Genomic DNA, 26,959 nt, shown 5'->3' with positions numbered 1-26,959 from the left:
AATATAGCTGTATGTTAAATTTATTAGGAGTGGAAAGATGCGAGATATTTCGATATTAATTGCTGATGATGCAAATGAAATTGCTGATCTGGTTGCCATCCATTTAGAAAGAGAAGGCTACTACTGTATTAAAGTATCGGATGGACAAGAAGCTATCCGTGTTGTTGAGACTCAGGTCATTGATTTGCTGATTTTGGATATTATGATGCCGAAAATGGATGGATATGAAGTGACCCGACGCATTCGGGAACAGCATAATATGCCTATCATATTTTTAAGTGCTAGAACATCTGATTTCGATAAAGTACAGGGGCTCGTAATTGGAGCAGATGATTATATGACTAAACCGTTCACTCCGATAGAACTGGTTGCTCGTGTAAATGCTCAGCTCCGACGTTTTATGAAGCTGAATCAGCCTAAAAAAGAAGCAGATAATAACACTAGCGTGGAATATGGTGGATTGGTTATTTCTCCTGATCATCATACAGTTACGCTATATGGTGAAAGCATAGAGCTAACACCGAAAGAGTTTGATATTTTGTATTTACTAGCAAGTCATCCAAAGAAGGTTTTTAGTGTAGAAAATATATTCAGGCAGGTATGGGGCGAGGCATACTTTGAAGGTGGTAATACCGTTATGGTTCATATACGTACGCTTCGGAAAAAGCTTGAAGAGGATAAACGGAAAGATAAATGGATTAAGACAGTATGGGGAGTAGGGTATACATTCAATGATTAAAATGATGCGCAGTTTTCGCTCAAAAATGGTGTTGTTCTTTTGTTTAAGTATGCTTGCATCAGGTATCATAGTTTATTTAATCTTTAAAGGACTGCAATACTATTATCATACTAATGCTCAGTTTGGAGACGCACTTTTTATATATCGTCAAATTATGAAAGAGCTTGGCGACATTAACTTCTTCTTACTGCTATTTATCCCGCTTTCGTTGGTTTTCTTCTATTTACTCACACAGCGCTATTCGGCTTATTTCAATGAGATTTCAACCGGAATCCATTATCTAGCCCGAGGTGACTTCTCATACAAGGTTCAGGTTAGGTCAAATGATGAATTTAGAGATATCGCCCAAGATATTAATTTGGCAAGCGAAAAGTTGAAAGAAGCTATAGAAAGAGGAGATTTTTCGGAAAGCAGCAAAGACCAATTGGTCGTTAATTTAGCTCATGATTTGCGGACCCCGCTTACCTCGGTTTTAGGCTATTTGGATTTGCTCCTAAAGGATGAGAGTCTGTCTAAAGAGCAAGTCAGACATTTTTTAACGATTGCTTTTACTAAGTCACAGCGTTTGGAAAGACTGATTGATGAATTATTCGAAATAACTAGAATGAACTATGGCATGCTGCCAGTTGAAAAAAAGCCAATTAATTTAACTGACCTGCTTAACCAATTAAAGGAAGAATTGTATCCTGTATTTGAAAAGAATCATTTGGTTGCTCGGATGAATAGTCAGTCCCAACTACCTATTTTTGGTGATGGAGATTTGATAGCACGTGTGTTTGAAAATCTTATAACTAATGCAATTCGTTATGGATATGAAGGTCAGTATATTGATATTAACGGTTTTATTGATTCAGATGAAGTGGTAATACGAGTTGTTAATTATGGAGATAGCATTCCCCCAGATGAACTCCCGTACCTCTTTGACATGCTCTACACCGGAGACAAAGCACGAACGCATCAAGAAGATAGTACAGGCCTTGGATTGTTCATTGCGAAGAATATTGTGGAGCAGCATAATGGAACTATTACTGTTGAAAGCAGCGTTATCAAGACAATTTTTGAAGTTCGTTTACCAAAGGAAAGTGAACCAATAAATTATGATTAACGATAAGTACAGAACTTAAGAAAAATTTAAGATTTACCCTACTCTTTTTTTAAATAGTTTGCCCTATTCTTATAAGCAAGGAAGATTAAGGAGGAAACTGAAAAATGAAGAAGTGGGGCTTTTTAATATTGTTATTGTTTTTGGGATTAATTTTCGTAAATATTGAATCTTTTTTTGAACCCAATATAGAAGTACAAAAATATGATCAATATGTAAATGATTTAGCAGATGATAAAAGTGTCAATGAAAATATTCAAACGATAGAAATTTTAATGAAACAAATCTACCAAGGAAACCTTCTTTTGGTCAATAATGAATATCCAGTTCATCAAGAGAGTATTAAATCGGATATCATCAATTTAAATTCCAAAACTGAATTATCGAATGGATATGAGCTGCCAGGTAACGACATTTACTTGTCAGAGGATGTTGCCCGTGAATTTTCAAAGATGATTGCTGCTGCAGAAAAAGAAGGAGTACATAATTTCTCCATAACCAGTGGATTCCGAGACTTTGATATGCAAAGTATGCTTTATAAGGAAATGGGTTCTTCCTATGCTTTGCCAGCTGGCTATAGTGAACACAATTTGGGCATAGCGCTTGATGTGGGATCCACTCAAATGAAGATGGCCGATGCACCGGAAGGAAAGTGGATAGAAGATAATGCCTGGAAATACGGGTTCATTTTACGCTATCCAAAGGATAAAACGAATGTAACAGGAATTCAATATGAACCGTGGCATATCCGTTATGTCGGTTTGCCGCATAGTGCGATTATGAAGGGAAAGAATATTGTTTTAGAAGAATATTTAGATTACCTAAAAGAAGAAAAAACCATTTCTGCCAGCATTAATGGGGGAAAATACATGATTACCTATTACCCCAGTTTCGGGAGCAGGATGATTAACATACCGGATAATAGCTATTTTGAGATTTCAGGCAACAATATTGACGGAGTAATAGTGACAGTTTACGAATGATAGGAATAGGGGATTTATATGGGAAAATCAATAATTAATCCAAATAAAATAACTGCTGGCTTGTTGGTCGTATATTTATTTGTTTTAACATGGATAATACTTTTTAAAATGCAATTTTCATTTCAAGACTTGCGTCACTTCACGGATTTTAGAGGGATCAACTTAATCCCTTTTGCTGGTTCAGTTATTAAAAACGATCAAATAGATATTGGTGAAATAATCTATAACGTATTTGCATTTATTCCATTTGGAATTTATATCAGTATGCTAAAACCAAGTTGGTCTTTCTTGAAAAAGATTGTACCAATAGCAGGAGTTAGTTTGTTGTTTGAAGTCTTACAATTCATCTTTGCTATAGGAGGTAGCGATATAACTGACCTTATGGGAAATACATTAGGGGGAGTTATTGGAGTTGGATTTTATATTGTATTTTGTAAGCTGTTTAGTACAAAGGCAAATATAATTCTTAATGTTTTAGCTTCGATCGGAACATTATGCATTTTTGCATTAGTGCTGTTATTAATTTTTGGTTTTATTAGGTATGGGGATTATGGCTAATTGATGAATTGAAAATAGGAAATTATTAATGGAACGAAGAGTGACAACGAATGTAAATTATTGACGGGTTTGGGTTACACTTTCCAATTAACAAACAGGCAGGCACAGCCTGTGTCAATTTACAAATCGAAAACCCAACTTCAAGTAAACTCATAAGGAAGTTGGGATTGTTTCACTTATATATAGAAGTAACTTAAATACATAGCTAGCTAAATGTGTTGTCAATTGTTTACACATTATCTATCCAAAAACACGCTTCACAGCATCTTCATATTCACTAAAATACTTAGGAATATCCACATAATCCAGCCCGTCATACATACTTCTCACGATCGACTCGTTATACCATTTCTGCTTGTCCGGCCCAGCGTTGAAATTATTCCAAACGGTATCTCCCTGCTTTTTAAGATCCTGCTCGAGACCAAGCAGATTATCGAGTTTATCGGCAACAATTAAATATTTTATTTCCTTTTCAGTATTTTTTACCGTATCAATTGTATGCTGTTTACGCTCCTGCCAGGATTTCGATTTATCTTCCGTGTGGGCAGCAACTAGCTTCGCCACAACCTTCCCGAATTCTCTTTCGATATCCTCAATTTCAATTGGTGTATCTTCAACTACATCATGAAGGTAACCGGCACAGATTAATGCTTCACTAAATCCTGATTTTTGTAATCGTTCGGCAACTCGAATTGGATGGGTGATGTAAGGAACATCTGAATTCTTTCTTACCTGGCCTTCATGCGCCTTTGCTGCAAATGCTTTTGCTTTTTCTATCATAAATTTCCTCCTTTATTTTTTGGTAGTTAAGAAAGTATAACGACTTTCTTAACTACATAAGTGCAACTAAGGCTGTCACCGAAAGGCTTGGTTAAACCTTAGTTTTCTAATATTTATCTTTGTTCATGATTAATTATTTTTGGCATATTTTTAGTATAGCAAGGCTGTATAATATAAAAATATTATGCTACATTATCTTTGAGAGGAAATCCATCGCAAAGGGGAAATGAAATGGTCGGTTATGTGATTGTTGCTTGTGAAATCTTGTTTTGGATATTTGTAATAGCTGGTCTGGTAGCTAGGTATATCTTTAAAAGGAAAAAACTTGGAGCACTATTATTGATTTGTACGCCGCTTGTAGATTTACTCCTATTAATTGTAACAGTTATTGACTTGAAAAACGGAGCGATTGCGACAACAGTACATGGGATAGCAGCAATTTACATTGGGGTTAGTATTGCGTTTGGCCACCAGATGATTAAATGGGCAGACGAACATTTCGCGGCTAGATTTGCAGACGGTGAGAAGCCGGTGAAGAGAAAGAAATATGGTAAAGAATATGCGAGGTCTGAGCGTTCGGGCTGGTATCGGCATTTACTGGCATGGTGTATTGGCAGTGCCTTTTTGGCAGGAATCATTTTCTTTATCAAAAACCGGGAGCAGACGGAAGCATTATATGGCACACTTCGTTTATGGTCAATCGTATTGGCTGCTGATTTCCTAATTAGTTTCAGTTATACAATTTTCCCCAAGAAGGATCCACGGGAAAATTAATTCGATTTCCTTTTATTTTGATTGGGAAACAAGTACACTATTAGTTGAGCGTTTAAAAAGGAGGATAAAAAGGACCGGTCGGCTAAGTTCGCAACGTCCTGGGACTGCGATTACTCGCCCCATCGGAAAGTTTTGTTGCAATACCGACACTAGCCCGTCCTGGGCGTCGGAAGTTCGAGGTGGCGTAGCTTTGAGTAACGAAACGGTCTTCCACAGGATGTGGTGACTTCTACGTTGTCTACAGGACGTAGACGGTTTTAGTAGAAGTTCCCTGAATGTTTTAGTGTGAGTAACGGAAAAGCAAGCCAACTAGAAACAACGATGTGTCATTTTTACCGGACTGTTTGAACAACCTCTATAAAATGTGGATTATTTTTTAGTAAAGTGAGGTACCTTATATGGAAAAGGGAATCAACCAACGAAAAACCGAGCATATTCGTCTCTGTTTAACAGGAAAAGTTGAAGGTGTGAATAAATCAACGGGTCTTGAAGGGATCCATTTTATACATAATGCATTACCAGAGATTAATTTTGATGACATTGAAATTAAGACAAGCTTTTTAGATAGAGCATTAAGAGCTCCTTTTTTAGTAAGCTCAATGACAGGCGGATCTGACTTAGCTGTTACGATTAATCAAAACTTGGCAATTGCTGCTGAAGAAAAAGGATGGGCACTTGCAATTGGTTCTACACGAGCATTCCTTGAGAGTGATGCATATAAAGAGTCTTTCTTGATTCGCGAGCAAGCTCCAAATACGCCATTAATCGTAAACCTTGGTGCTGTCCAATTAAACTATGGATATGGTGCGGAAGAGTGTCAGCGGATTATTGATAAAACGAATGCAGATTCAATTGTGCTTCATTTAAATAGTCTCCAGGAAGTCGTTCAAGATGGTGGCGATTTAAACTTTGAGAATTTACTACCGAAAATAGAACAGGTTTGTAAGACGCTAGAAGTACCTGTTGGTGTGAAAGAAGTAGGATTTGGTATTGATGGTACTGTTGCAGAAAAATTATACAATGCTGGAATTTCATATATTGATGTTGCTGGTGCAGGTGGAACTTCTTGGAGTCAGGTTGAAAAGCTGCGTTCAAGAAACCCATTGAGAAAAGCGGCTGCAGAAGCATTTAATAATTGGGGAATTCCAACGAAGGATTGTCTCGTATCTGTTAGAAGCAAATTACCTGAAGTACCATTAGTTGCAAGTGGTGGAATGAAAAATGGTGTCGAAGCGGCAAAAGCGATTACAATTGGTGCGGATATGATTGGCTTTGCACGTCATTTACTGAAGGCTGCAACAGAATCAGCAGAATCGGTAATCGAAACAATGGAGCAAATTGAGTTAGAACTGAAAATGACGATGTTTGGTATTGGTGTGAAAAATCTCGAGGAGTTGAAGAACACGAATCGGGTGAGTGTAATGGGCCAATCATTATTAGATGAAAACAGCTAAAGCAGTTTGCTTTAGCTGTTTTTTTAAGAATAGGAAAGTATAAAAATTTCCTGTTTTAATCGAAATGACTGGGGAGTCACGTCCAGCTCTTACGCCCAGCGGGACTTCCCTCACTTCATGACAATCTGGCGAAACAAAAGGCTTGAACCTTGTGTTGAAAGACAACATCGACTCGCTTGAAGGGGAAGTTCGGTCAAAAACGCGACGTCTTAAGACTGCGATTACTCGCCCATCGAAAACCATTGTCGCAACGCCGAAGGGACTACATCCTGTAGTCCCTAGGTATCCTTTAACTCTTAAGAAAGAATGTTCGACACGCAGAACCACCCAACTGTGGAGCAAAGTCCTTAAGTCATAAACGGTCCTTGCGCTTTTGATTCAGTATTGTTTTAGCGAATTACCATATGATAAGCGTAGGTATAAAGATGCAAGCACATAATTTTTACCGAATGGATTGCTGTGCTACAATATCATGTAGGAAAGGAGTCTGTTAAATATGAGAATTGAGGTATGGTCTGATTTTGTTTGCCCATTTTGCTATATTGGAAAGCGCAGACTAGAAAATGCAATGAAACAGTTTGAACATAGTGATGACATAACTGTCGAATATAAAAGTTATCAGCTTGACCCAACGGCAAGGCATATTCCAGGGAAGGATTTTTACGAAACTTTCTCGGAATTAAAAGGTCTTCCACTGGATCAGGTAAAGGTAATGAATAACCAAGTTGGTCAGCAAGCCGCAGGTGAGGGATTAACTTATAATTTTGATACGATGCAATATGCAAACACCTTTGATGCCCATCGCGTTGCAAAATATGCGACTAAGCAAGGAAAAGGAAAAGAAGTAACAGAAAGATTTTTGCATGCCTATTTTACAGAGTCAAGATTAATGAGCGATCATGAAACATTAATCGAATTAGCCGTTGAAGTTGGTTTAGATAAAGAAGAGGTTAAAGAAATTCTTCAATCAAATGATTATACTAAAGCAGTTCAAAATGATATTACAGTAGCACGTCAAATTGGAGTACAGGGTGTGCCATTTTTTGTATTCAATGAGAAATATGCTGTATCAGGTGCTCAACCTACTGAGGTATTCTCTGAAGTACTTGAAAAAGTATGGGAAGAGGAAAACAAAGAGCAAGTATTGCAATCATTGAACCCAAAGAAATCAGAGACTTCATATTGTACAGATGAGGGCTGTGACGTTAAAGAATCATAAAGAAAGTTAGGCTAACTTGTTGCTATATATTGCGATGGGTTAGTTTTTTTAGATTTGTTTGATTTTATCTTTCACAGTTGTATCGATGAGTGATGCCATGTGAGTTAGCAGTGGGCTTTAGAGGTTATCCGTTTTCTTCTGGAACGAACGCACACTAGTTTCGAGCAATATAAAATTTTCACGGTGCGCTTGTCAATTTCACTTCAGATATTCAGCAATACGTTCAATCCAATAATTGTAAGCGGATTATTTAATATATAATTATTGCTTGTTTGTATTGACGATACATGTATTTCTGATATACTGTAATTAAGAATCTAATTGATAATGAATATCATTCTTATTTAGATTCGTTAGAATATAAGAATTATTATTACGTTATTATACGTACAAATAAACATATAGGTGGATAAAGGCTAATCTTGATATTGTAATATATCGTTAGATTAGTTTTGAAGAGAAGGGCAGTCTATGAAGATATGGTATTTAGTATTAGCGCTAATTGTTCTTTCCGTAACATCTATTTTTATCGGGGTATCTGATATTACGTTACTCGATTTATTTAGTTTAACGGATGAACAAATTCAGATTTTAATGGTTAGTAGAGTACCGAGGTTAATCAGTATTGTCATTGCTGGAATGAGCATGAGTATTGTTGGCTTAATTATGCAGCAGCTGAGCAGAAATCGTTTCGTTTCTCCGACAACTGCGGGAACAATGGATGCGGCGAGACTTGGAGTACTTATTTCATTGATGATTTTTACATCAGCTACCCCATTACAGAAAATGACAGTATCGTTTGTATTTGCACTAATAGGTACAGTTATCTTTATGAAGATTTTAGAAAAGATAAAGTTTAAGGATGCTGTATTTATTCCACTTGTTGGATTAATGTTTGGGAATATTATTAGCTCTATCTCTACATTCATCGCATATCAGAATGATCTCATCCAGAATATGTCTTCCTTCATGCAGGGCGACTTTTCAATGATCATGAGTGGAAATTATGAATTAATGTTTGTTAGTATCCCTGTTCTTATTGTTGCCTACCTCTATGCAAATAAATTTACGATTGCTGGTATGGGGGAAGATTTCTCGAAGAATCTAGGCTTGAATTACCGACGCGTTGTAAATCTAGGCTTGATTATCAGTGCACTTGTTACAGCTTCCGTTATACTTTCGGTTGGTGTTATCCCTTTTCTAGGGTTAATTGTACCGAATATCGTGACCATTTATTTAGGTGATAACTTGAAGAAAACATTAATACATACAGCATTGCTAGGTGCGGTATTTGTACTTGTTTGCGATATTATCGGTAGAATTATCATTTATCCTTATGAAATTCCAATTAGTTTAACTGTTGGGGTAATAGGTAGTGCTATTTTCATCTATCTATTGGTAAGGAGAAGAAAGTATGGCATATAAGAAGAGAATAATCATTTTAGCCGGTATCGCATTATTACTAGCATTGTTATACATTTTCTATGATTTAAGTGGAAACATTGATTATATATTACCTAGAAGAATTACAAAGGTAGTAACCATTATCTTAACAGGTGGGGCAATTGCCTTTGCAACAACATTGTTTATGACGGTTACGAATAATCGGATCTTAACACCTAGTATATTAGGACTTGATTCCCTTTATTTATTGATTCAAACCGTAATTGTCTTTGTCTTTGGCTCCCATACACTAGCGATGATGAGCGGGAATACGAACTTTCTTATTTCAGTTGGGTTAATGGTATTGTTTACTTTAATTCTCTATCACTTCTTATTTAAGGGCGAGAATAAGAGTATTTATTTCTTACTATTAATCGGGATGATTTTAGGAACTTTCTTTAATAGTTTTTCTTCGTTTATGCAAGTGTTAATTGATCCAAATGAATTTATGATTGTCCAGGATAAGATGTTCGCGAGTATTAATAACGTGAATTCCGATCTTGTAGGGGTTTCGATTATCTTAATAGTTATTACTATGATCTTCTTTATCCCGTACTATAAATATTTAGATGTTATGGCATTAGGGAAAGATCAAGCAATTAATTTAGGCGTACCATATGATAGAATTGTAAAACGACTATTGATAGTCGTTGCGGTACTAATTTCTGTTTCAACAGCTTTAATTGGACCAATTACCTTCTTAGGATTACTTGTTGTTAATCTTGCGTATGAATTAATGAAGACATATCGGCATGCATACATTTTACTTGCTGCTGTATTAATAAGTATTATTGCATTACTTGGCGGACAATTTATCGTGGAAAAGATATTTACGTTCAGCACAACAATTAGCGTTATTATTAACCTTATTGGTGGGATTTACTTCATATTTCTTTTACTAAAGGAGAATAAATCATGGTAAACATAAAAAATGTATTTAAATCGTATCAAAATAAACCTGTTATTGAGGACGTTACTCTGGAAATTGAAAGAGGAAAAATCACGTCGTTTATTGGGCCGAATGGTGCTGGGAAAAGTACGTTAATTTCTATGATTAGTCGCCTGATTGTAAGAGATGAAGGGCAAATTTCAATCGACGGCATGGACATTCTCAGCGTAAAAAATAATGAACTTGCTAAGAAAATTTCTATTTTAAAGCAATCGAATCAAATTAATTTGAAGCTGACGGTTCGCGAGCTTGTCTCATTCGGTCGTTTTCCTTATTCACAAGGGAGACTCTCAAAGGAAGATGTAGCTAAGATTGAAGAAGCAATTGATTATATGGAGCTTCGCGATATGCAAGATAAATATTTAGATGAACTCAGTGGTGGTCAGCGCCAGCGAGCGCATATTGCAATGGTTATTGCGCAGGATACGGAGTATATTCTACTTGATGAACCACTAAATAATCTAGATATGCGTCATTCCGTATCAATCATGAAGACACTAAGGAAATTAGTAGATGAAATGGGTAAAACCATTGTTATCGTTATTCATGATATCAATTTCGCATCTTGTTATTCGGATAACATTGTCGCACTTAAGGATGGCAAGATTGTAAAAGAAGGTCGAACATGTGATGTGATAGATAAATGTGTATTAAAAGAAATCTATGACATGGACATTGAGATTAAAGAAATTGATAACCAACGCATTTGTGTTTATTTCTAATAACCGTTGATGATGGAGAAAATGGATAGAAGGGGAGCATGCATTTTCTTGGTAGATAAGAAAGTAAAAAAACTTTCTCACTGCATAAGTGCAACTAAGACTGTCGCAAAAGGCCTGGTGACAGTCAGTTTTCTTAGAGAAGGAAAAAAAATCCCCTTATAATGGAAGCTCATAAAAATGAACCAATCCACTATAAAGGAACCCTCAATTCTTATCATACCTTATCTTTTTGATTAGGTAAATGGATTTGTTTCATAATATGACTTATAAGAGGATGTTCAAAAAGTCTGGTCCATTTGAACGCACATTAAAAGGATACATGTCTCGAGCGCTCGGCATGTATACGTTCTTAATAAATCAGCTCATTTGCTGCAAATTAATGACTTTCTCTACTTTGAGGATGGATGTTTCTCCAAACGATTCCTAAGTATTCATACGTTGATGGTTATTGTTAATAATATATATTATTCAAAAAGGAGAAATATAGATGAAGAAATTAGGACTATTGCTAATAACAAGTTTATTGCTATTTATTATCGCTGCCTGTGGTTCTGCAGAGGAAGGCGAGCAAAATGCAAATACAGGAAATGAAGCACCAAATACAGAGGAAGCATCAGATACTGTTACAGTTAAACACGAGCTGGGGGAAACTGATGTACCAGTAAATCCAGAAAATGTCGTTGTTTTTGACTTTGGTATTTTAGATACGCTTGATAAACTAGGAATTAATGTAGCAGGTGTTGCACAAGCAGGAACAGTGCCATCTTATTTGGAAAAATATGCTAGTGATGATTACACAAATATCGGAAGTTTAAAAGAGCCAGACCTCGAAGCAATCTCAAGCGTTGACCCAGAACTAATTATTATCTCTGGTCGCCAAGCGGAAATGTATGAAGAATTTAGTAAAATTGCACCAACGATTCACCTAGGTGTAGATACAACAAGATATATGGAATCATTTAAAGAAAATATGGCAATTATCGGTGAAGTTTTTGATAAGCAAGAAGAAATTGATGCAGAAATTGCAACGATCGAAGAATCAATTGCAGCAGTTAGCGAGAAAGCTACAGATTCCGGTGAGAAAGGTCTTATTATCTTAGCAAATGATGATAAGATAAGTGCTTACGGTGCAAATTCACGATTTGGGATTATCCATGATGTACTTGGAGTAGCACAAGCAGACGAGAATATTGAAGCATCTACACATGGAATGAACGTTACGTTTGAATATGTTGTTGAACAAGATCCAGATATTCTATATGTCGTTGACCGTGCAGCTGCTGTAGGTGGCGAAACATCTGCACCACAATTAGTGGAAAATGAATTGGTTGAGAATACAAAAGCATTTAAAAATGATAAAATCGTATACTTAAATCCTGAATATTGGTACCTGTCTGGCGGCGGACTAGTTTCAGTAGCACAAATGGTGCAGGATATAGATGATAGCTTGAATTAAAATGAGTATAGCAGGTAGCCTTAGGGTTGCCTGTTATTTTTTGTTTCGGAAAGGGAAATGCTTGTGTAGTAATCTGGAAAAAGTAGCTAAATTATTGCATACCTCGAGGTAATTCATCCGATACTAAACTTGAAATTAAGTATGCATTTGTGTTTGAATAAAAGAAGAATCATGAAATGAGGGAAGTTTTTAATGAAGAAATTTATTACCTTAGCACTTATGCTAAGTATCGGTCTATTTGTAACAGCATGCAGTGATGGTTCTGCAGATAAAAACGAAAGTAAACCAGAGGATGCAACTTCGGAACAACAAAAAGAGGAACTAACTTTTGGTAGTGAAGAACGTGTAGCTGAGGATACTCCAGTAGTTTCCGTGAATGGAACTGAAATTAATGGTGATCATTATAATTCTGTATACACGCGGGTGAAAACGATGCTGTATAATTATGGACAGGATGTTTCAAACCTAGATGTTATTAAGGAACAAACCATTACGCTGCTAATTGATGAAGAGCTAATTAGACAGGATGCAGCCGAAAAGGGCATCGAAGTTACAGAAGAGGAAGCACAAACAGAATTAGAAGCAATCAAGGAAGAAACTGGTGAAGAGCAATACAATAATATGTTAGAACAGTTTCAAATGAGTGATGAAGAATTTAGAGATCAGCTGATAAATGATTTAACTACCATGCAATACATGGAGGATCAATTTGACATTGAAGTAACGGAAGAAGAAATTAAAGAGTATTACGATAAGCTAAAAGAGCAAAATGAAAAAATTGGTGAGCTGACAGAGGTGGAAGATAGAATCGAATCAGCACTCTATAGTCAAAAGCAAAGTGAACAGTTACAAGTTAAAGTTGAGGAACTGAAAAAAGAGGCAGAGGTAGAGACCTTAATATAACAATAAAAAAGGCATCGTCCAATTGATTGGACGATGCCTTTCACTTTTAAATAAGAATACATAAACGATTTCCTGTATAATTCACGTGACAAGAGAAGCCACGTCCAGCTCAATGCCCGTACTCCTAGCGAGACTTGCCGATTGGTTACATATGAGTCAAGTCGCACTTATACCCTTGTGGTGAAGTCAACATCGATTCGCTTAAGCTCCCAAAGAGATTCCTTTATCCCCTAAGAAGCAATGTTCGACACGTCGAACCACCCCAAACTATGGGGCGCAATCTGTACACAACACAAACTAGCTTTAAGCTTTTGTTCCTATAATGGTGGGTACTTTTTAAATTTCCGGTAGAAATTAAAAGTGGAAATAAGCACATATAATAACCGTTTTATATTCTTTTCAACTGAGAAATAATTCATTGGATTCTTTACACGCTTTTCTTTATATAAGGTTTTCACGCGATCGCGCAATTCTTTGTCCTTTAAATACTTCAAGAGCAATCCCTTAGGAAGGATTGTATACAGCATTTCTTTTTCAGCAACGGTATAGGACAGAGGCTGATTTTCGAGATAATCCTTTATATAATATTCCACTGGATTGTGTCCACCAGTTGTTACATAATAATTACTTCTTCCAAGGCGAGGATTTAATTCAAAGAATTTATATTTTCCGTCCCGTGAGTCGTATTTTAGATCAAAGTTTGCAAATCCAATATACCCAACTTTTTTTACAAGCCGTGTTGCTTGCTCAACAGCTTCATCATTACGAGAGGTGCGTATTACAAGGGGATTGCCGATTCCACCTGGTGTGTGATCCTCCAATAATGTTTGTCCAAAGGAAGCGAGCTTAACCTCTCCGTCCTGTGCGATATAAAGGGTGAGGATATGCATTGCTGTGTCATCACCCGGAATAAATTCCTGAACGATCAATTCATCAAGATAGCCAGCATTTCTGATCAAGTCGATGATCTGATCAAGCTCCTGGCGATTCTGTGCAGTGAATACTTTCTTTTTACCAGCGAATTTCAGATTTTCATAAGCAACCCTGCTAGTAGGTTTAATAACTACTGGAAATGAAAATGGCAGCTCTGAATCGAGTGTATGGTTTCCAGCGAATGCAATAAACTTCGGGTAATCAATCTCTAACTCATCACATAGATCATAAAATTTGGCTTTATCAATCACGGTGTGTAAGCTTTCTCTATCGGTATAAGGTACAATCCAATTTTCTTCAAGCTTATCTCTTAGGTCAACTACCATTTCTACATGCCAATCATCACTGCCAATGATTAGTTTTGGGGTATCTGGATATGTTTGAGCAACCGTGTTTAGACATGCAAGTAATTTATCATTATCCTCCATTCCAGGTTCAAGCACAGGAACGATGATTGCAGAATGCTTAATTGGACCAATCAGCTGTCTTGAGACACTAATAGATTTCACTCCGTACGCTTCATGGAAAGAACGTGCAGTACTGTAAACACCAATACTCGCACCTAGAATTACTGGTATAAATGATTGCTTTGCTAACATTATATCTTGTTCCATATTTTCTCCTTTCTTAGCAGAAAAGAAAGAAATAATTCTTTCTCGCTGCAACCGTGCAACTAAGGACTTTACCTAAAAGTTTGACACACTAATATTTTAATTAAATAATATTATTCGCTGCTTAATATAATTAAGTGGGTAAAGGGCATGTTACATTGTAAACTAATTTGAATAGAAAGTGAAACCTCAATTTTATGGGAGAAATCTTTCCATACTATATGTAATTCTAGCATATAACGAAAAAAATCAGTATTAGAAACAATTGTTCCAATACTGATATTCTATTTTTTTATAAAATATGGAGAGAGACTTCACTGAAAATCAGAAATATAATTACTTCCATTCAGTTTGTATACAATTTTAAATACTTCAAAATAGCATGCGAGCGCTCCTCAAAATCTCAATCAACATTATTTGACATAACTTAACTCGGGGCAAGAGGTAGGTACCCAAATACAGGATTGCTTACTTTTCTTGGCCTTCCTTCTGAATATGACGCTTTTTCAATTCATTTTTAATATCGCCTACAGATACGTCCATTAATTCCATTAATACAAGTGTATGGTAGGTAAGGTCAGCGATTTCGCTAGTAACTTCTGCTTTATCATTATTTTTAGCACCAATAAGAACTTCACTTGTTTCCTCACCAATTTTTTTAAGGATTTTATCCATTCCTTTTTCGAATAGGTAGGCGGTATAGCTACCTTCCGTTGGATTCGCACGGCGCTGTTTAATCTTTGCTACAACCTCGGAAACAATTTGATGTGCTGGGGTATCATTCGAATAAAGGTTATTATTAAAGCATGTTTCCTCCCCAGTATGGCAAGCAGGTCCGATTGGATTGACTTGAATTAGCAAAGCATCGGCGTCACAGTCGAAAGTAATTTTCTTTACTTCTTGCTTATTTCCGGAAGTTTCTCCTTTATTCCAAAGCTCGAGTCTACTGCGGCTGAAAAACCATGTTTCACTCGTTTCAATCGTTTTTTTCAAGGATTCTTCGTTCATGTATGCTAATGTTAATACTTTTCCAGTTTCTGCATCTTGCACGATTGCAGGGATAAGTCCGCTCGTATCGAATTTCAGCTGGTCAATATTTATTTCCATTCGATTTCACTCCTAACGGTAATTGCTTCCGATTCTAAGTAGTTCTTCAGTTCTGGTATGCTAATTTCCTCGTAATGAAAAACGGATGCGGCTAAAGCTGCATCTGCAGCACCTTCTGTTAAAACATCTGCAAAATGCTGGATAGTTCCAGCGCCACCACTAGCAACAATTGGGATATTAACAGCATCGGCGATAGCCTTGGTTAATGCGATGTTATAGCCATTTTTCTCTCCATCTGCATCGATTGCGTTAATGACGATTTCTCCGGCTCCGAGATTTTCACCACGTTTTGCCCATTCAATAGCATCAATGCCAGTGTTCTTTCTTCCGCCATTAATATAAACCAGCCAATTGTTTGCTGCAACTTCTTTTGCGTCGATGGAGAGGACGATACATTGGCTGCCAAATTTTAATGCTGCTTCCTTAATAATTTCAGGATTCTGTACAGCAGCACTGTTTATCGATACTTTGTCTGCACCAGAGCGTAACACTTTATGAATATCATCTACAGTGCGAATCCCGCCACCAACAGTAAAGGGAATGGCAATTTCTTTTGCAACATTTTCCACTACATCAAGGAAAATATCACGTTCCTCATTTGATGCTGTTATATCATAGAAAACAAGCTCATCGGCGCCTGCTTCATTGTAGCGTTTCGCTAATTCTACTGGATCAGCGACATCTTGGATATTTTGAAACTTTTTCCCTTTCACTACGCGACCTTTATCAACGTCCAGGCATGGTATAATACGTTTAGCGAGCATGGGTATCATCCTCCAGAAGTTCTGTCAATTCGATTGTTCCGTCGTATAATGCCTTGCCGATAATTGCTCCGTAAAGATCAAGGGACGTTAATTTTGTCACATCTTCTTTGGAGGAAACACCGCCAGAGGCAATGACATTCATCGTTGTTGCTTCATTGATTGTTTGCAGTTCGCCGAAATTAGGTCCTTGAAGCATGCCATCCTTCAGAATATCTGTATAAACAATCGTCTCTACTCCAATTTCCTCTAGTATTTTGGCGAGGTCGAGTGCCTTTACTGTACTAGTTTCTGTCCATCCATCTGTCGCAACGAATCCATTTCTAGCATCGATAGAGACAGCGATTTTCGATCCATACTGTGCGACTGCTTCTCTAAGAAATTCTTCGTCATTAATCGCAGCAGTACCGATAATTACGCGTTCGACACCAGAAGAGATATATGCCTCAATTACTGATAGCGAACGAATTCCACCACCAACTTGAACAGGTATTTTCGTATTTGCTGCAATTTCCTTTATTAATGTTTGGTTCATCGACTCTCCAGATTTTGCGCCGTCAAGGTCAACGATATGGACATATTCTGCGCCTTTATTCTCCCATTGCCTAGCAATATCAACTGGTGTGTCACTATAAACTTTTTCTTTACTATAATCTCCTTGAATAAGGCGAACACATTTGCCACCACGTATATCGATTGCTGGAAATAAAATCATGAGATCAGTCCTCCGTAATTTTTTAATAGTTGGATACCTGTTTTTCCGCTTTTTTCAGGATGAAATTGCATTCCGACAATATTACCCTTCTTAACAATTGCAGGAATGGTCCCGCCATACTGCGCACTTGCAACAAGAGTATCTTTCTCCAAATTGCCTCCTACTGCATAGGAGTGAACGAAGTATACAGAGGGATTATCTGTTAGGTTATGAAGTAAAGAGCTGTCCTGATGCTGTGTTAGCGTGTTCCATCCCATATGTGGTACCTTGACTGAATCTGTTATTCGATTGACACTGCCTTTTAGAAAACCAAGACCTTCCCAGCTTCCATCTTCAAATCCTTGTTCATAGAATAATTGCATGCCTAGACAAATTCCGAGAATCGGCTTCCCAGCACTAATCTCCTGTTTTAATACGGATACTAAATCTAATTCGTTTAAAGCATCCATCGCATCCTTAAATGCGCCAACACCTGGGAGAATAATAGATTTTGCATCACGTATGAATTGTGGGTCTGTTGTTAATTCTGATTCTAGTTTGAGCTTGTCTAAGGCAAATTGCAGGCTTTTAATGTTACCAGCGCCATAATCGATAATTGCAATCATTGTTCATTCCCCTGTTCTTATTCTAAGTTTAACTTTCCTATGCATTGTCTTAAATTAAAGCGAGCCTTTTGTCGATGGAACGCCCTCAATTCTTGGGTTTATCATACTTGCTAGGTCAAGTGCACGGCCAAATCCTTTGAAAATTGATTCTATGATATGATGTGAGTTTCTTCCATATTCTAGATTGATATGGAGGTTCACCTTCGCGTTGCTTACAAAGGCTTGAAAGAACTCCTCAACAAGCTCCGTATCGAAATTGCCAACCTTATCTTTTAATCCATCTACATTGAAAACAAGATAGGACCGGCCACTAATATCAAGCGTGACATTTGATAATGCTTCGTCCATTGGGGTTGTAATATTTGCGTAACGGGTAATCCCCTCTTTATTTCCTAATGCTTCATTGAAAGCTTGCCCGAGCGCGATACCAATATCCTCTACCGAGTGATGCTGATCGACTTCTAAATCGCCATCACAGCGAACGTCCAGATTGAATAAACCATGCTTCGTCATTAGTGTTAACATATGATCGAAGAAGCCTACACCTGTATTAATAGAGGAAGTACCATTTCCATCTATATAAAAATCTAATTGGATTGCGGTTTCCTTTGTTGTTCGAGTAATTTTCGCATTACGCATTTGGTTCATCCTTTCTGATTGCGATAGAATTCGCATGTGCTGTTAAACCTTCCACCTTTGCAATAGTAATAATCGACTCACTGGCCTTTTGTAATGCTTCTTTCGAATAGCGAATAATGCTGGATTTCTTTACAAAGTCATATACACCAAGTGGGGAAGCGAAACGTGCAGTTCCATTTGTCGGTAATGTATGATTTGGTCCGGCAAAGTAATCGCCAAGTGGTTCAGGTGAATAATTGCCGAGGAAAATAGCCCCAGCATGTTTAATCTCACCTAAACTTTCAGTCGGATTGGAAATCATTAACTGTAAATGCTCAGGTGCAATTTCATTTACGATATCAAGTGCTGCTTTTAGTGAATCGGCGACGATGATTTTTCCATTTTGTTTTACTGATTGTTGAATAATTGCTTTTCTTTCAAGAGATTCTGTCTGATTTTCTACTTCTGCTTTTATTTTCTCTGCTGTTTCCTTGCTTATCGTCACACAGATTGCACTTGCTGATTCATCATGCTCTGCCTGTGAGAGCAGGTCAGCTGCAACAAAGCTAGGTGGGGCTGTTTCGTCTGCAACGACACAGATTTCACTCGGGCCGGCAATCATATCAATCGCTACATCACCGAAAACCCATTTTTTTGCCCGTGCGACAAAGGCGTTCCCTGGACCGACAATTTTATCAACCCTATGGACTGTTTCCGTTCCGTAAGCTAGAGCGGCAATTGCTTGAGCACCGCCAACTTTATAAATCGTCTTGATACCGAGCATTTCAGCTGCAACAAGGACGTATGGATTAACCTTTCCATCCGTTTGTGGTGGTGTCGTAATAACGATGTTTTCTACACCAGCTATTTGTGCAGGAATAACATTCATTAAAACGGTTGATGGATAGGCAGCCTTGCCACCTGGAATATAGACACCGGCGCTATCAATAGGGGTAAGCTTTTGCCCTAGAAGAATTCCAGGCTGATTATTGATAAACCAAGAATTTTCCTTTTGTGCTAGGTGAAAGTCTGTAATGTTTTGTCTTGCTAGCTGCAATGCAGGCAAGAATTCGGAGTCAACAATGCTTTTTGCTTCGGAAAATTCCTCTGCGGAGACAATAATATTTTCAAGCTTAATCCCATCAAATTTCTTCGTATAGCCTTGCAAAGCCTGGTCACCATTTGTTCTGACCTCGTGAATTATTTCTAGCACTGCTTGATCAAGTGCCGCTTCATTCTTAATGACAGTGGAACGGTCTTTATTCGATTCCCAGAACTGCTCTGCTGTTACGATTTTCATTCTTTATCACTCCAATGCCAGCTTTAATTGATTGATAAACTGATTTACTTGCGTTGATTTTGTTGCAAAACTTGCTTTATTAACAATTAATCTCGTACTGATAGTCTCAATATCTTCCAGAACTGATAGACCATTTTCTCTTAATGTATTGCCAGTTTCGACGATATCAACAATATAATCGGCTAAGCCAATCAATGGCGCTAATTCGACAGAACCATTTAATTTTACGATTTCGATCGGTTGCCCTTTTTTCTTGAAATGCTTCTTGGCAATGTTTGGATATTTCGTTGCTATCGTTAGCTTCTGATTATCCGAGGGATGATGGTCAGCCTTTCCGGCAACAGAAAATTTACATTTACCAATCTTTAAATCTAGTAATTCGTATATATCTGCAAGAGATTCTAAAATATTATCCTTTCCGACAATGCCAATATCTGCAGCGCCTTTCTCTACATAGGTTGGGACGTCAACAGCTTTAACAAAAATCACCTTAATTGATTGATCCAAATTATGAAAAACAAGCTTCCGACTTTCTTCAGTCAGCTCTGGAAAATGTTCGCCAGTTTTTTCAAGCAGGGAAATGGTTTGCTTTGCAGGTCTCCCTTTTGCTAATGCTAAAGTAATTTGTTCCAATTATTTCTCCTCCTTAATAGCTAGACATTGGCTGACGAGCTCATCGGCACTTGCAAAGGTGTGTGACTTAATTTGAGTAATAAGCTGCTGCTCATCTTTTGTGTAATTGACGATGGCTGTGGTGGCATCATTTACTTCCACGTTATCTACTAAATAAGTTAATATCTGCAGTCCTTCATTCCGTAATCGATATGCTGCTTGAAGTGCAGCCTTTTGTTTCGTTTTATCATACTTAATAATAAAATCGGGTTCAATCTCTACAATTTCTTTTCCTTGCTGCTGCAATGCATGAACGAGGTAATCGACCTCAAATGCAAAGCCAATAGCGGGAATTGTATTTCCAAATTGCTTTCCAAGATGGTCATATCGTCCACCCATTAAGACTGGTTTACCAATACTATCAAGAAAACCTTGAAAGATGATGCCAGAATAATAATCCATATTGTTAATTAATCCAAGATTCAATACAATGGAATCAGCAACACCGTAATCCACGAGCACATCGTATACAGCAATGATATTTTGCAGCACCTGCTTCATTGATTCGTTGCGAATAATCTTTTTTGCTTCGTCAATAACGTCTGCTGGATTACCATACATCATTGGGATTAATTGAATCGCATTTCGTAAATCATCTGCAAGGCCAATGGCTTTGAGAAATGGCTCGATTTCTACTAAGTTTTTTGAATGGATGTATGTTTGTAATGTTTCAAGCTGGTTTTGGCTTATGTCTGCTTGTTGAATCAATTCCTTGAAAAAACCAGCGTGGCCAAGTTCAATTTTGAAATTGGTAAAGCCTAAATCCTTTAGTGTATGAATCGCCAAGACAATCACTTCTGCGTCAGCCTCTGGACTATTATCACCAAAGAACTCTACCCCTGCCTGTGTACTTTCTTTTTGCTCATTTTGTTCGATTGACTGGCGGAATACATCCAATATATAAAAGAGTCGCTGGTCTGTTGTCGCTCTATTCATTCGAGCAAGCGGGATTGTAACATCGGGTCTAAGCACTAATACCTGTCCAGAAGAATCGATAACTTTAATCATTTCATCTTTATTTACAGTGCCGGTAATACTTCCATACATATCATATTGTTCAAAGGTAGAAGTCCGTACTTGTTTATAGCCGTAAGTAGTAAAGCGATGTTTAAAAGTGTTAATGAGCTGTTCTCTCATTTGAAAATCTTCAACATTTGAATTTTTATTCTGACTTAGAATATACTTTTGCATTGCGATTCTCCTTTATATGTCTTAATAAGATGGCTGATTCCTGATTACAATTGCTTTGTGGGTAGCATCCAGATCAAGCGCCCAAAGGCTAGAGAAACTAACTACAGCCTAGGTATGATAGTTCGTTTCTCTCCACTTATGGACAAGATCTGGGTGGAGTTCTTCAGCCATTAAACGAGCAATTTGTTTTTAAAATAAACTTTATTACTTTATCGCTTTATCTAACTAAAGTTATATAGTATTATATTCAGTATAATTAAAAATGTCAATAAAAAAGTGGAAGTGCCCGTTTAGCGATGTACGGATGTGTAGAAAGTCTCACTAGTCGCTGGAGCTAGATGTGGCCTTTCCAATCATTGGGATTACATGGAAAAATTTATATATTTTCCTATACTATAAAAAAGGAAGTGTTGTTTATGTTCGATTACCATATTCATAGTGATTTTTCCGCTGATTGTGAAACGAAGATGGAAACAACAATTGAGAAGGCAATTGAAATTGGACTTGAGGAAATTTGTTTCACGGAGCATATTGATTATGATTATCCAGATAAGGATTGGATTTTTGAATTTGATTTAGCAGCATATAATCAAAAAATAAAAAGAATGCAAGATACGTATGCAGACCGTATTCAAATTAAAAAAGGAGTAGAAATCGGACTTCAACCTCATTTACTCGATCGATACGAAGCATTAATGAATCAAGAGTCATTTGACTTTGTTATTTGCTCCATGCATGCGACAGAGGGGAAGGATCTTCATTCCGGTGAATTTTTCCAAGGGAAAACAGTGGAGGATGCATATCAAATCTATTATGAAGAATTACTAAGCTGCATTAAGAAATATAAGGAATTTAGTATTCTGGGACATCTAGATTTAGTGAAACGTTATACAAAGGAAAAGAGCAGCGATAATTTTCATTCGATTATTAGAGAGATTTTTAATGAAATTATTCCTGCTGGAAAAGGGATTGAATTAAATACGTCAGGCTACCGCTATGGACTTGACGGTGGTATGCCAAGCGCGGATATATTGTCATTGTATAAGGAGTGCGGCGGCAAAATTATCACACTTGGATCTGATTCTCACGTTGAAACAACGCTTGCTTATGAGTTTAAACAATCACTTGTGTTATTGCAGGAAATTGGCTTTCGTTATGTTTCAACATTTGATCATGGAAAACCAACGTATCACTCTATTGAGAAATTAATCTAGTGTTCAAATAATAGTTAAATCTACAACCGATATTATTAATGTTTCATGTTATAATGTGGTTAAAATATAATCTTAGCTGGTGTTAAATCATGATCCATTTGAAAAAGGTATTATTAATTATCGCAGGTACAATTTCATTAGGTTTAGGCATATTAGGTATCTTTCTACCGTTACTTCCGACAACGCCACTCCTGCTACTTGCAGCTGCATGCTATGTACGCAGTTCCGAACGTTTATATAATTGGTTAATTTCGAATAAATATTTTGGTCCATATATATTAAATTATAGACAAGGAAAAGGAATCCCATTACAAGCTAAGGTCGTTGGTGTTTCCGTATTGTGGATTTCGATGTTATTTACGATTATCTTCGTCATTCCATTAATGGCAGTTAAAATATTGTTATTCTTAATTGGGTCTTATTTCACATGGTTTATTTTGAAGCAGAAAACATTAAAGAAAAACGCTTAAATGAGGGGTATTTTTTGAAACAAAGAAGTAAGATAAGTATTGCAATACTAATTGCCATTATTATTTGTGGAATAGTAGAGATTAGACAGGCAAGGACTGAATTATCCTTAACAGATCCAATTGTATTTGTCCATGGCTATAAAGGGACAGAGAATTCCTTTGGCTATATGCTCGATCGTTTTGAAAAAGAATACCACTTGGGAAATAAAGGGCTTCTTTATTATGTAAGTGCCAATGGACATCTGCATGATTATATTATAGATGCAGAGAAATCTGGCCCAAATTTCATTCAAGTCGTATTGGAGAATAATCGTGATGATTTCGCTGATAGTACAGATTACCTCGCCTCCGTTATGCAGCATCTAAAGGAAAAATATGGGATTGAATCAGTCAACCTTGTTGGCCATTCAATGGGTGGAATTATTTCAATGAAATATATAATGGGATATATGGGGCAAGAGTATCCGAATGTTGATAAATTAATCACAATTGGCAGCCCGTTTGATGGGATATATAGTCAAGAATACTTTCAAATAAACGTTGATGAAGCAGCAACTGATCTGATGCCTAATTCACTTGCACTAGAACTGCTTCACGCCAGTAGCTTTCCTAAAGGTGTAAATGTGTTAAGCATTGGCAGCACAGGTGATGTAGTGGCAGTTCCTGAAAGTGTAGCGACGTTAAGAAGCATTGTTCCAGAACAACAATTACAAGAAATAATGCTTGAGGATGAAAATCTTGGTCATAGTGCATTACATGAAAGTGCAGAAGTAGATAAATTAATCCACTCATTTTTGTGGCAAGATGGGCTGCAATAACTTACAATATAGAGATGTTAGAAAAATAAGGCAAACGCCTAAGCCTTTGGGCGAATGCCTTAGTTGCACTTATGTAGAAACAAAGATGGATATACTTTCTTTTCTGCCAATAAAAATTCACCAATTTTTTGGTGAATTTTTAGGCAGGCAAAAAGTTTAAAAGCTTTCATGCAACAGAGACTAGACATAAGATTAATTGTATTATCGAATCCTCTTAGGAATATTTAATTTAAAGGAATGATAGGTTTGGCTAATAATCATCATATATATGATAAACTAATCAACATTACAACTGCTGAGGATGTGCTGGTGAATGAGCAGCTGAAGAACCATACGTATACACATCTTGGCGGCATGGCTGATTACTATGTGACACCGGAAAGCTATGAGCAGGTACAGAAAATTGTAAAACTGGCAAACGAAGAAAATATTGCTTTCACATTATTAGGCAATGGGTCGAATCTAATTGTTAAAGATGGCGGCATTCGTGGGATTGTCATGAATTTACAAAAGTTAAATGAGGTTAGAATAGAGGGTAATAATCTGATTGCGCAAAGTGGTGCACGAATAATTGATGCTTCAAGGGAGGCACTTCAAGCGAATCTTTCTGGCCTGGAATTTGCGTGCGGAATCCCTGGATCTGTCGGTGGTGCTTTATTCATGAATGCAGGAGCATACGGCGGGGAAGTAAAAGACGTCCTAGTGAGTACACTAGTTGTTAATAGAGAAGGTGATCTACTTACTTTATCTGCAGAAGAGTTAGATTTAGCATATCGCACGAGCAACATTCCAGATAATGGTTATATCGTACTCGAAGCTAATTTCGCATTAAAAGAAGCACATTATGAAGCGATTAAGGAAGTAATGGATGATTTGACTTATAAACGGGAATCGAAGCAACCATTAGAGTATCCATCTTGTGGAAGCGTCTTTAAACGCCCACCAGGTTATTTTGCAGGAAAGCTAATCCAAGATAGTAACTTGCAAGGTAAGCAAATAGGCGGAGCACAAGTATCCCTTAAGCACGCTGGCTTTATTGTAAACAAAGACAATGCAACAGCAAAGGAATACATCAACCTCATACAATACGTGCAAGCAACCGTTAAAGAAAAATTCGGTGTTGAATTAGAGCGAGAAGTGAAAATTATTGGTGAGGATTTATAGAAAAATAACCTAAAACAAAACTGCAATCATTAAAAAATGGTTGCAGTTTTTTATAAGTGAATTTTGTATTTTTCGTTAAGATTTAAATAAAACAGACTAGTTGCGATGTGTATTTTTAAAAGAAATATCATTGGCAGAAATGCATCTTCATTAGAAACTGATTTCTTATTATATAGGGAGATAGCAATCTGTTTCTTTGCACCATCCTAGCGAAGGAGATACACGGAGACTCCTGCGGGAGGAAAGGCCTCAGTGAGACTGCGAAGTGCGATAGCACGAGTAGGCTCACCAGCCGCCCGCGGAAAGCGTAGTGTATTTCCGTAGCGACATGCCTGAGAGCACCCATCACTCTATAAAAGTTCAGAGTGGAAATTCGCCACTAGAATCATTGAAAATGCTTTCGGAGTAGGTTAAGCTAATAGATAGTGAATTAAATATGAGGGGGAGAAATAGGCAATGGGTGCTTATATTATTGCTGGGGTTGTTTCGCTAGCTTTTGTAGCAATGGTATTCTACCTGTCTATGAAACAGATATCCAAAGGGTATAGCTATAAACACTCCATTGATCCACTTCCAGAAGACGAAAAAGAAAATAGTACAGAAATGAGAGGGATAAAATGAAATTTTCAACGATTGGAACAAGCTGGATAACGGAAGCATTTATTAAGGCTACAAATCACTTCAAAGAAATAGAACTTGTATCTGTCTATTCCCGGTCAGAGGAAACAGCAAGAAGCTTTGCAACGAAGAACGGCGCATTGGAATGGTTTACGAATATAGAGGAGATGCTTGAAACCGATACGGATTTTGTCTATATTGCATCACCAAATATTTTGCATTATGAGCATGTACTAGCTTGTATTGAACATCAAAAAAATGTCTTTTGTGAGAAACCAATGGCGTTAAATGAACGGCAATGGCAAGTTATTCAAGAACGAGCAAAGCAGAATGATGTATATGTTTTCGAGGGATACAGGCATCTATTCTCACCAAACTATAAAATATTAAAAGATTCACTTAAGCAGATCGGGCAGGTTCGTAGTGTAATGCTCCAGTATATCCAATATTCATCAAAATACGATGCATTTAAAGATGGAAACATAGGAAATGTATTTACAAAAGAGTTTGCTGGTGGAGCTCTAATGGATTTAGGAGTATACCCACTAAGCATGGCGATTGATTTATTCGGTGAGCCAGATGATGTGACATACTTTCCAACACTACTAGAAAATGGTGTTGACGGAAGTGGGACCCTAGTATTAACTTATGATGGGTTCAATGTGACGATTCTTTGCTCGAAGATTGCCCAAGCAAATATGCCATCGGAAATCCACGGGGAAGACGGAACAATCACAGTCGATCATATTGCTCCGATTCAACAACTAGCAGTCTATAATCGAAAGACAAAGGAAACTGTAAATGTTGCTGAAGAACAGCTGGATTTAGATATGGTTTATGAGGTTGAAGTGTTTCTTGGAATGGTTAAGGAAGGAAACATTAGAAATCATGAATTATGGCTGGAAAGAAGCAGATTGGTTGCCAAATGTTTAGAAGTTGCCAGAAAAAAACAGGGGAGCTTATTGTTCCCAGGAGAATAAAAGAGGTCGCACTGACTTAGGTACCGACCCCCGAAAGTTAGAGTAGAAAATCTAACTTTCGGGGGTGTTTTTATGGTCAAATATAGTGAAGAATTTAAAA

28 protein-coding genes are annotated in these 26,959 nt (G+C 37.2%); 18 read left to right on the top strand and 10 right to left on the bottom strand.

Annotated elements, in window-relative coordinates; all coding sequences use genetic code 11:
- Window positions 1-37 precede the first annotated feature (37 nt).
- From vanR to CWR45_RS02760, 4 genes are all read left to right on the top strand, one after another.
- A complete protein-coding gene (vanR, locus tag CWR45_RS02775; protein WP_115748282.1) occupies window positions 38-739 on the top strand; it encodes a vancomycin resistance response regulator transcription factor, VanR-F/VanR-M family in 702 nt (233 codons plus the stop codon).
- Window positions 732-1,844, top strand: a complete 1,113-nt coding sequence (locus CWR45_RS02770; protein WP_115748281.1) for a sensor histidine kinase — start codon at window positions 732-734, stop codon at window positions 1,842-1,844. Before vanR ends, CWR45_RS02770 begins: the two co-directional genes overlap by 8 nt.
- A gap of 104 nt (window positions 1,845-1,948) precedes the next feature.
- Window positions 1,949-2,824: a VanY-A/VanY-F/VanY-M family D-Ala-D-Ala carboxypeptidase gene (vanY, locus tag CWR45_RS02765; RefSeq protein WP_115748280.1), complete on the top strand. Its 876-nt coding sequence runs from the start codon at window positions 1,949-1,951 to the stop codon at window positions 2,822-2,824.
- Between the two features lie 18 nt (window positions 2,825-2,842).
- Window positions 2,843-3,382, top strand: a complete 540-nt coding sequence (locus CWR45_RS02760; RefSeq protein WP_115748279.1) for a VanZ family protein — start codon at window positions 2,843-2,845, stop codon at window positions 3,380-3,382.
- 240 nt (window positions 3,383-3,622) lie between these two features.
- On the opposite strand, the gene CWR45_RS02755 is transcribed toward CWR45_RS02760, so the two are convergent.
- Window positions 3,623-4,162 (bottom strand): HD domain-containing protein, encoded by a 540-nt coding sequence (locus CWR45_RS02755; protein ID WP_115748278.1) that lies wholly within the window; start codon window positions 4,160-4,162, stop codon window positions 3,623-3,625.
- Window positions 4,163-4,393: 231 nt separating this feature from the next.
- Between CWR45_RS02755 and CWR45_RS02750 the strand changes: the two genes are divergently transcribed.
- The 8 genes from CWR45_RS02750 (at window position 4,394) to CWR45_RS02715 (ending at window position 13,082) form a co-directional block, all read left to right on the top strand.
- Entirely contained in the window at window positions 4,394-4,936 is a 543-nt protein-coding gene (locus CWR45_RS02750) for a 2TM domain-containing protein (RefSeq protein WP_115748277.1), read from the top strand.
- Window positions 4,937-5,334: 398 nt separating this feature from the next.
- On the top strand, window positions 5,335-6,390 hold the full coding sequence (gene fni / locus CWR45_RS02745; RefSeq protein ID WP_115748276.1) for a type 2 isopentenyl-diphosphate Delta-isomerase: 1,056 nt from the start codon (window positions 5,335-5,337) through the stop codon (window positions 6,388-6,390).
- 496 nt (window positions 6,391-6,886) lie between these two features.
- Window positions 6,887-7,609, top strand: a complete 723-nt coding sequence (locus CWR45_RS02740) for a DsbA family oxidoreductase (protein ID WP_115748275.1) — start codon at window positions 6,887-6,889, stop codon at window positions 7,607-7,609.
- 471 nt (window positions 7,610-8,080) lie between these two features.
- On the top strand, window positions 8,081-9,034 hold the full coding sequence (locus tag CWR45_RS02735) for an ABC transporter permease (protein ID WP_115748274.1): 954 nt from the start codon (window positions 8,081-8,083) through the stop codon (window positions 9,032-9,034).
- A complete protein-coding gene (locus tag CWR45_RS02730) occupies window positions 9,024-9,974 on the top strand; it encodes an iron chelate uptake ABC transporter family permease subunit (RefSeq protein ID WP_115748273.1) in 951 nt (316 codons plus the stop codon). The genes CWR45_RS02735 and CWR45_RS02730 overlap by 11 nt, the downstream gene beginning before the upstream one ends.
- A complete protein-coding gene (locus CWR45_RS02725; RefSeq protein WP_115748272.1) occupies window positions 9,968-10,723 on the top strand; it encodes an iron ABC transporter ATP-binding protein in 756 nt (251 codons plus the stop codon). Before CWR45_RS02730 ends, CWR45_RS02725 begins: the two co-directional genes overlap by 7 nt.
- Before the next feature lie 487 nt (window positions 10,724-11,210).
- Window positions 11,211-12,179 carry a siderophore ABC transporter substrate-binding protein gene (locus CWR45_RS02720; protein WP_115748271.1) on the top strand — a complete coding sequence of 323 codons (969 nt, stop codon included), beginning with the start codon at window positions 11,211-11,213 and terminating at the stop codon, window positions 12,177-12,179.
- Between the two features lie 192 nt (window positions 12,180-12,371).
- The gene (locus CWR45_RS02715; RefSeq protein WP_115748270.1) at window positions 12,372-13,082 is read left to right on the top strand and encodes a SurA N-terminal domain-containing protein; all 711 of its coding nucleotides are present in this window, start codon (window positions 12,372-12,374) and stop codon (window positions 13,080-13,082) included.
- Window positions 13,083-13,399: 317 nt separating this feature from the next.
- Here the strand turns inward: CWR45_RS02715 and CWR45_RS02710 are convergent, their stop codons facing one another.
- The 9 genes from CWR45_RS02710 to hisZ form a co-directional block, all read right to left on the bottom strand.
- Complete coding sequence (locus tag CWR45_RS02710; protein WP_115748269.1) at window positions 13,400-14,629, bottom strand: carboxylate--amine ligase; 1,230 nt, start codon at window positions 14,627-14,629, stop codon at window positions 13,400-13,402.
- A 465-nt stretch (window positions 14,630-15,094) separates the two neighbouring features.
- On the bottom strand, window positions 15,095-15,733 hold the full coding sequence (hisIE, locus tag CWR45_RS02705; protein ID WP_115748268.1) for a bifunctional phosphoribosyl-AMP cyclohydrolase/phosphoribosyl-ATP diphosphatase HisIE: 639 nt from the start codon (window positions 15,731-15,733) through the stop codon (window positions 15,095-15,097).
- Window positions 15,724-16,497: an imidazole glycerol phosphate synthase subunit HisF gene (hisF, locus tag CWR45_RS02700; protein WP_115748267.1), complete on the bottom strand. Its 774-nt coding sequence runs from the start codon at window positions 16,495-16,497 to the stop codon at window positions 15,724-15,726. The genes hisIE and hisF overlap by 10 nt, the downstream gene beginning before the upstream one ends.
- Window positions 16,487-17,209 (bottom strand): 1-(5-phosphoribosyl)-5-[(5-phosphoribosylamino)methylideneamino]imidazole-4-carboxamide isomerase, encoded by a 723-nt coding sequence (gene hisA / locus CWR45_RS02695; RefSeq protein WP_115748266.1) that lies wholly within the window; start codon window positions 17,207-17,209, stop codon window positions 16,487-16,489. The genes hisF and hisA overlap by 11 nt, the downstream gene beginning before the upstream one ends.
- Window positions 17,206-17,814: an imidazole glycerol phosphate synthase subunit HisH gene (gene hisH / locus CWR45_RS02690; RefSeq protein WP_115748265.1), complete on the bottom strand. Its 609-nt coding sequence runs from the start codon at window positions 17,812-17,814 to the stop codon at window positions 17,206-17,208. Before hisH ends, hisA begins: the two co-directional genes overlap by 4 nt.
- Window positions 17,815-17,868: 54 nt before the next feature.
- Complete coding sequence (hisB, locus tag CWR45_RS02685) at window positions 17,869-18,453, bottom strand: imidazoleglycerol-phosphate dehydratase HisB (RefSeq protein ID WP_115748264.1); 585 nt, start codon at window positions 18,451-18,453, stop codon at window positions 17,869-17,871.
- Window positions 18,446-19,732, bottom strand: a complete 1,287-nt coding sequence (gene hisD, locus CWR45_RS02680) for a histidinol dehydrogenase (RefSeq protein WP_115748263.1) — start codon at window positions 19,730-19,732, stop codon at window positions 18,446-18,448. Before hisD ends, hisB begins: the two co-directional genes overlap by 8 nt.
- A gap of 6 nt (window positions 19,733-19,738) precedes the next feature.
- Window positions 19,739-20,365: an ATP phosphoribosyltransferase gene (gene hisG / locus CWR45_RS02675; RefSeq protein ID WP_115748262.1), complete on the bottom strand. Its 627-nt coding sequence runs from the start codon at window positions 20,363-20,365 to the stop codon at window positions 19,739-19,741.
- Window positions 20,366-21,595: an ATP phosphoribosyltransferase regulatory subunit gene (gene hisZ / locus CWR45_RS02670; protein WP_115748261.1), complete on the bottom strand. Its 1,230-nt coding sequence runs from the start codon at window positions 21,593-21,595 to the stop codon at window positions 20,366-20,368.
- Window positions 21,596-22,011: 416 nt separating this feature from the next.
- Here hisZ and CWR45_RS02665 point away from each other — a divergent pair, with 416 nt between their 5' ends.
- The 6 genes from CWR45_RS02665 to CWR45_RS02640 all read left to right on the top strand — a co-directional run bounded on the left by CWR45_RS02665 (window position 22,012) and on the right by CWR45_RS02640 (window position 26,859).
- On the top strand, window positions 22,012-22,809 hold the full coding sequence (locus tag CWR45_RS02665) for a histidinol-phosphatase HisJ family protein (RefSeq protein ID WP_115748260.1): 798 nt from the start codon (window positions 22,012-22,014) through the stop codon (window positions 22,807-22,809).
- Between the two features lie 89 nt (window positions 22,810-22,898).
- On the top strand, window positions 22,899-23,279 hold the full coding sequence (locus tag CWR45_RS02660) for a YbaN family protein (RefSeq protein WP_115748259.1): 381 nt from the start codon (window positions 22,899-22,901) through the stop codon (window positions 23,277-23,279).
- Between the two features lie 14 nt (window positions 23,280-23,293).
- Window positions 23,294-24,097, top strand: coding sequence for an alpha/beta fold hydrolase (locus CWR45_RS02655; RefSeq protein WP_245975319.1), 804 nt, complete (start codon window positions 23,294-23,296; stop codon window positions 24,095-24,097).
- 237 nt (window positions 24,098-24,334) lie between these two features.
- Window positions 24,335-25,261, top strand: coding sequence for a UDP-N-acetylmuramate dehydrogenase (gene murB / locus CWR45_RS02650; protein ID WP_425453585.1), 927 nt, complete (start codon window positions 24,335-24,337; stop codon window positions 25,259-25,261).
- Between the two features lie 456 nt (window positions 25,262-25,717).
- Window positions 25,718-25,882: a YtzI protein gene (gene ytzI / locus CWR45_RS02645; RefSeq protein WP_115748256.1), complete on the top strand. Its 165-nt coding sequence runs from the start codon at window positions 25,718-25,720 to the stop codon at window positions 25,880-25,882.
- Window positions 25,879-26,859: a Gfo/Idh/MocA family protein gene (locus CWR45_RS02640; protein WP_115748255.1), complete on the top strand. Its 981-nt coding sequence runs from the start codon at window positions 25,879-25,881 to the stop codon at window positions 26,857-26,859. The genes ytzI and CWR45_RS02640 overlap by 4 nt, the downstream gene beginning before the upstream one ends.
- Window positions 26,860-26,959 lie beyond the last annotated feature (100 nt).

Origin of the sequence: Oceanobacillus chungangensis (genome assembly GCF_003369565.1) — a bacterium.
Lineage (GTDB): Bacteria > Bacillota > Bacilli > Bacillales > Amphibacillaceae > Oceanobacillus > Oceanobacillus chungangensis.
This window is presented reverse-complemented; position numbering and strand designations above follow the sequence as displayed.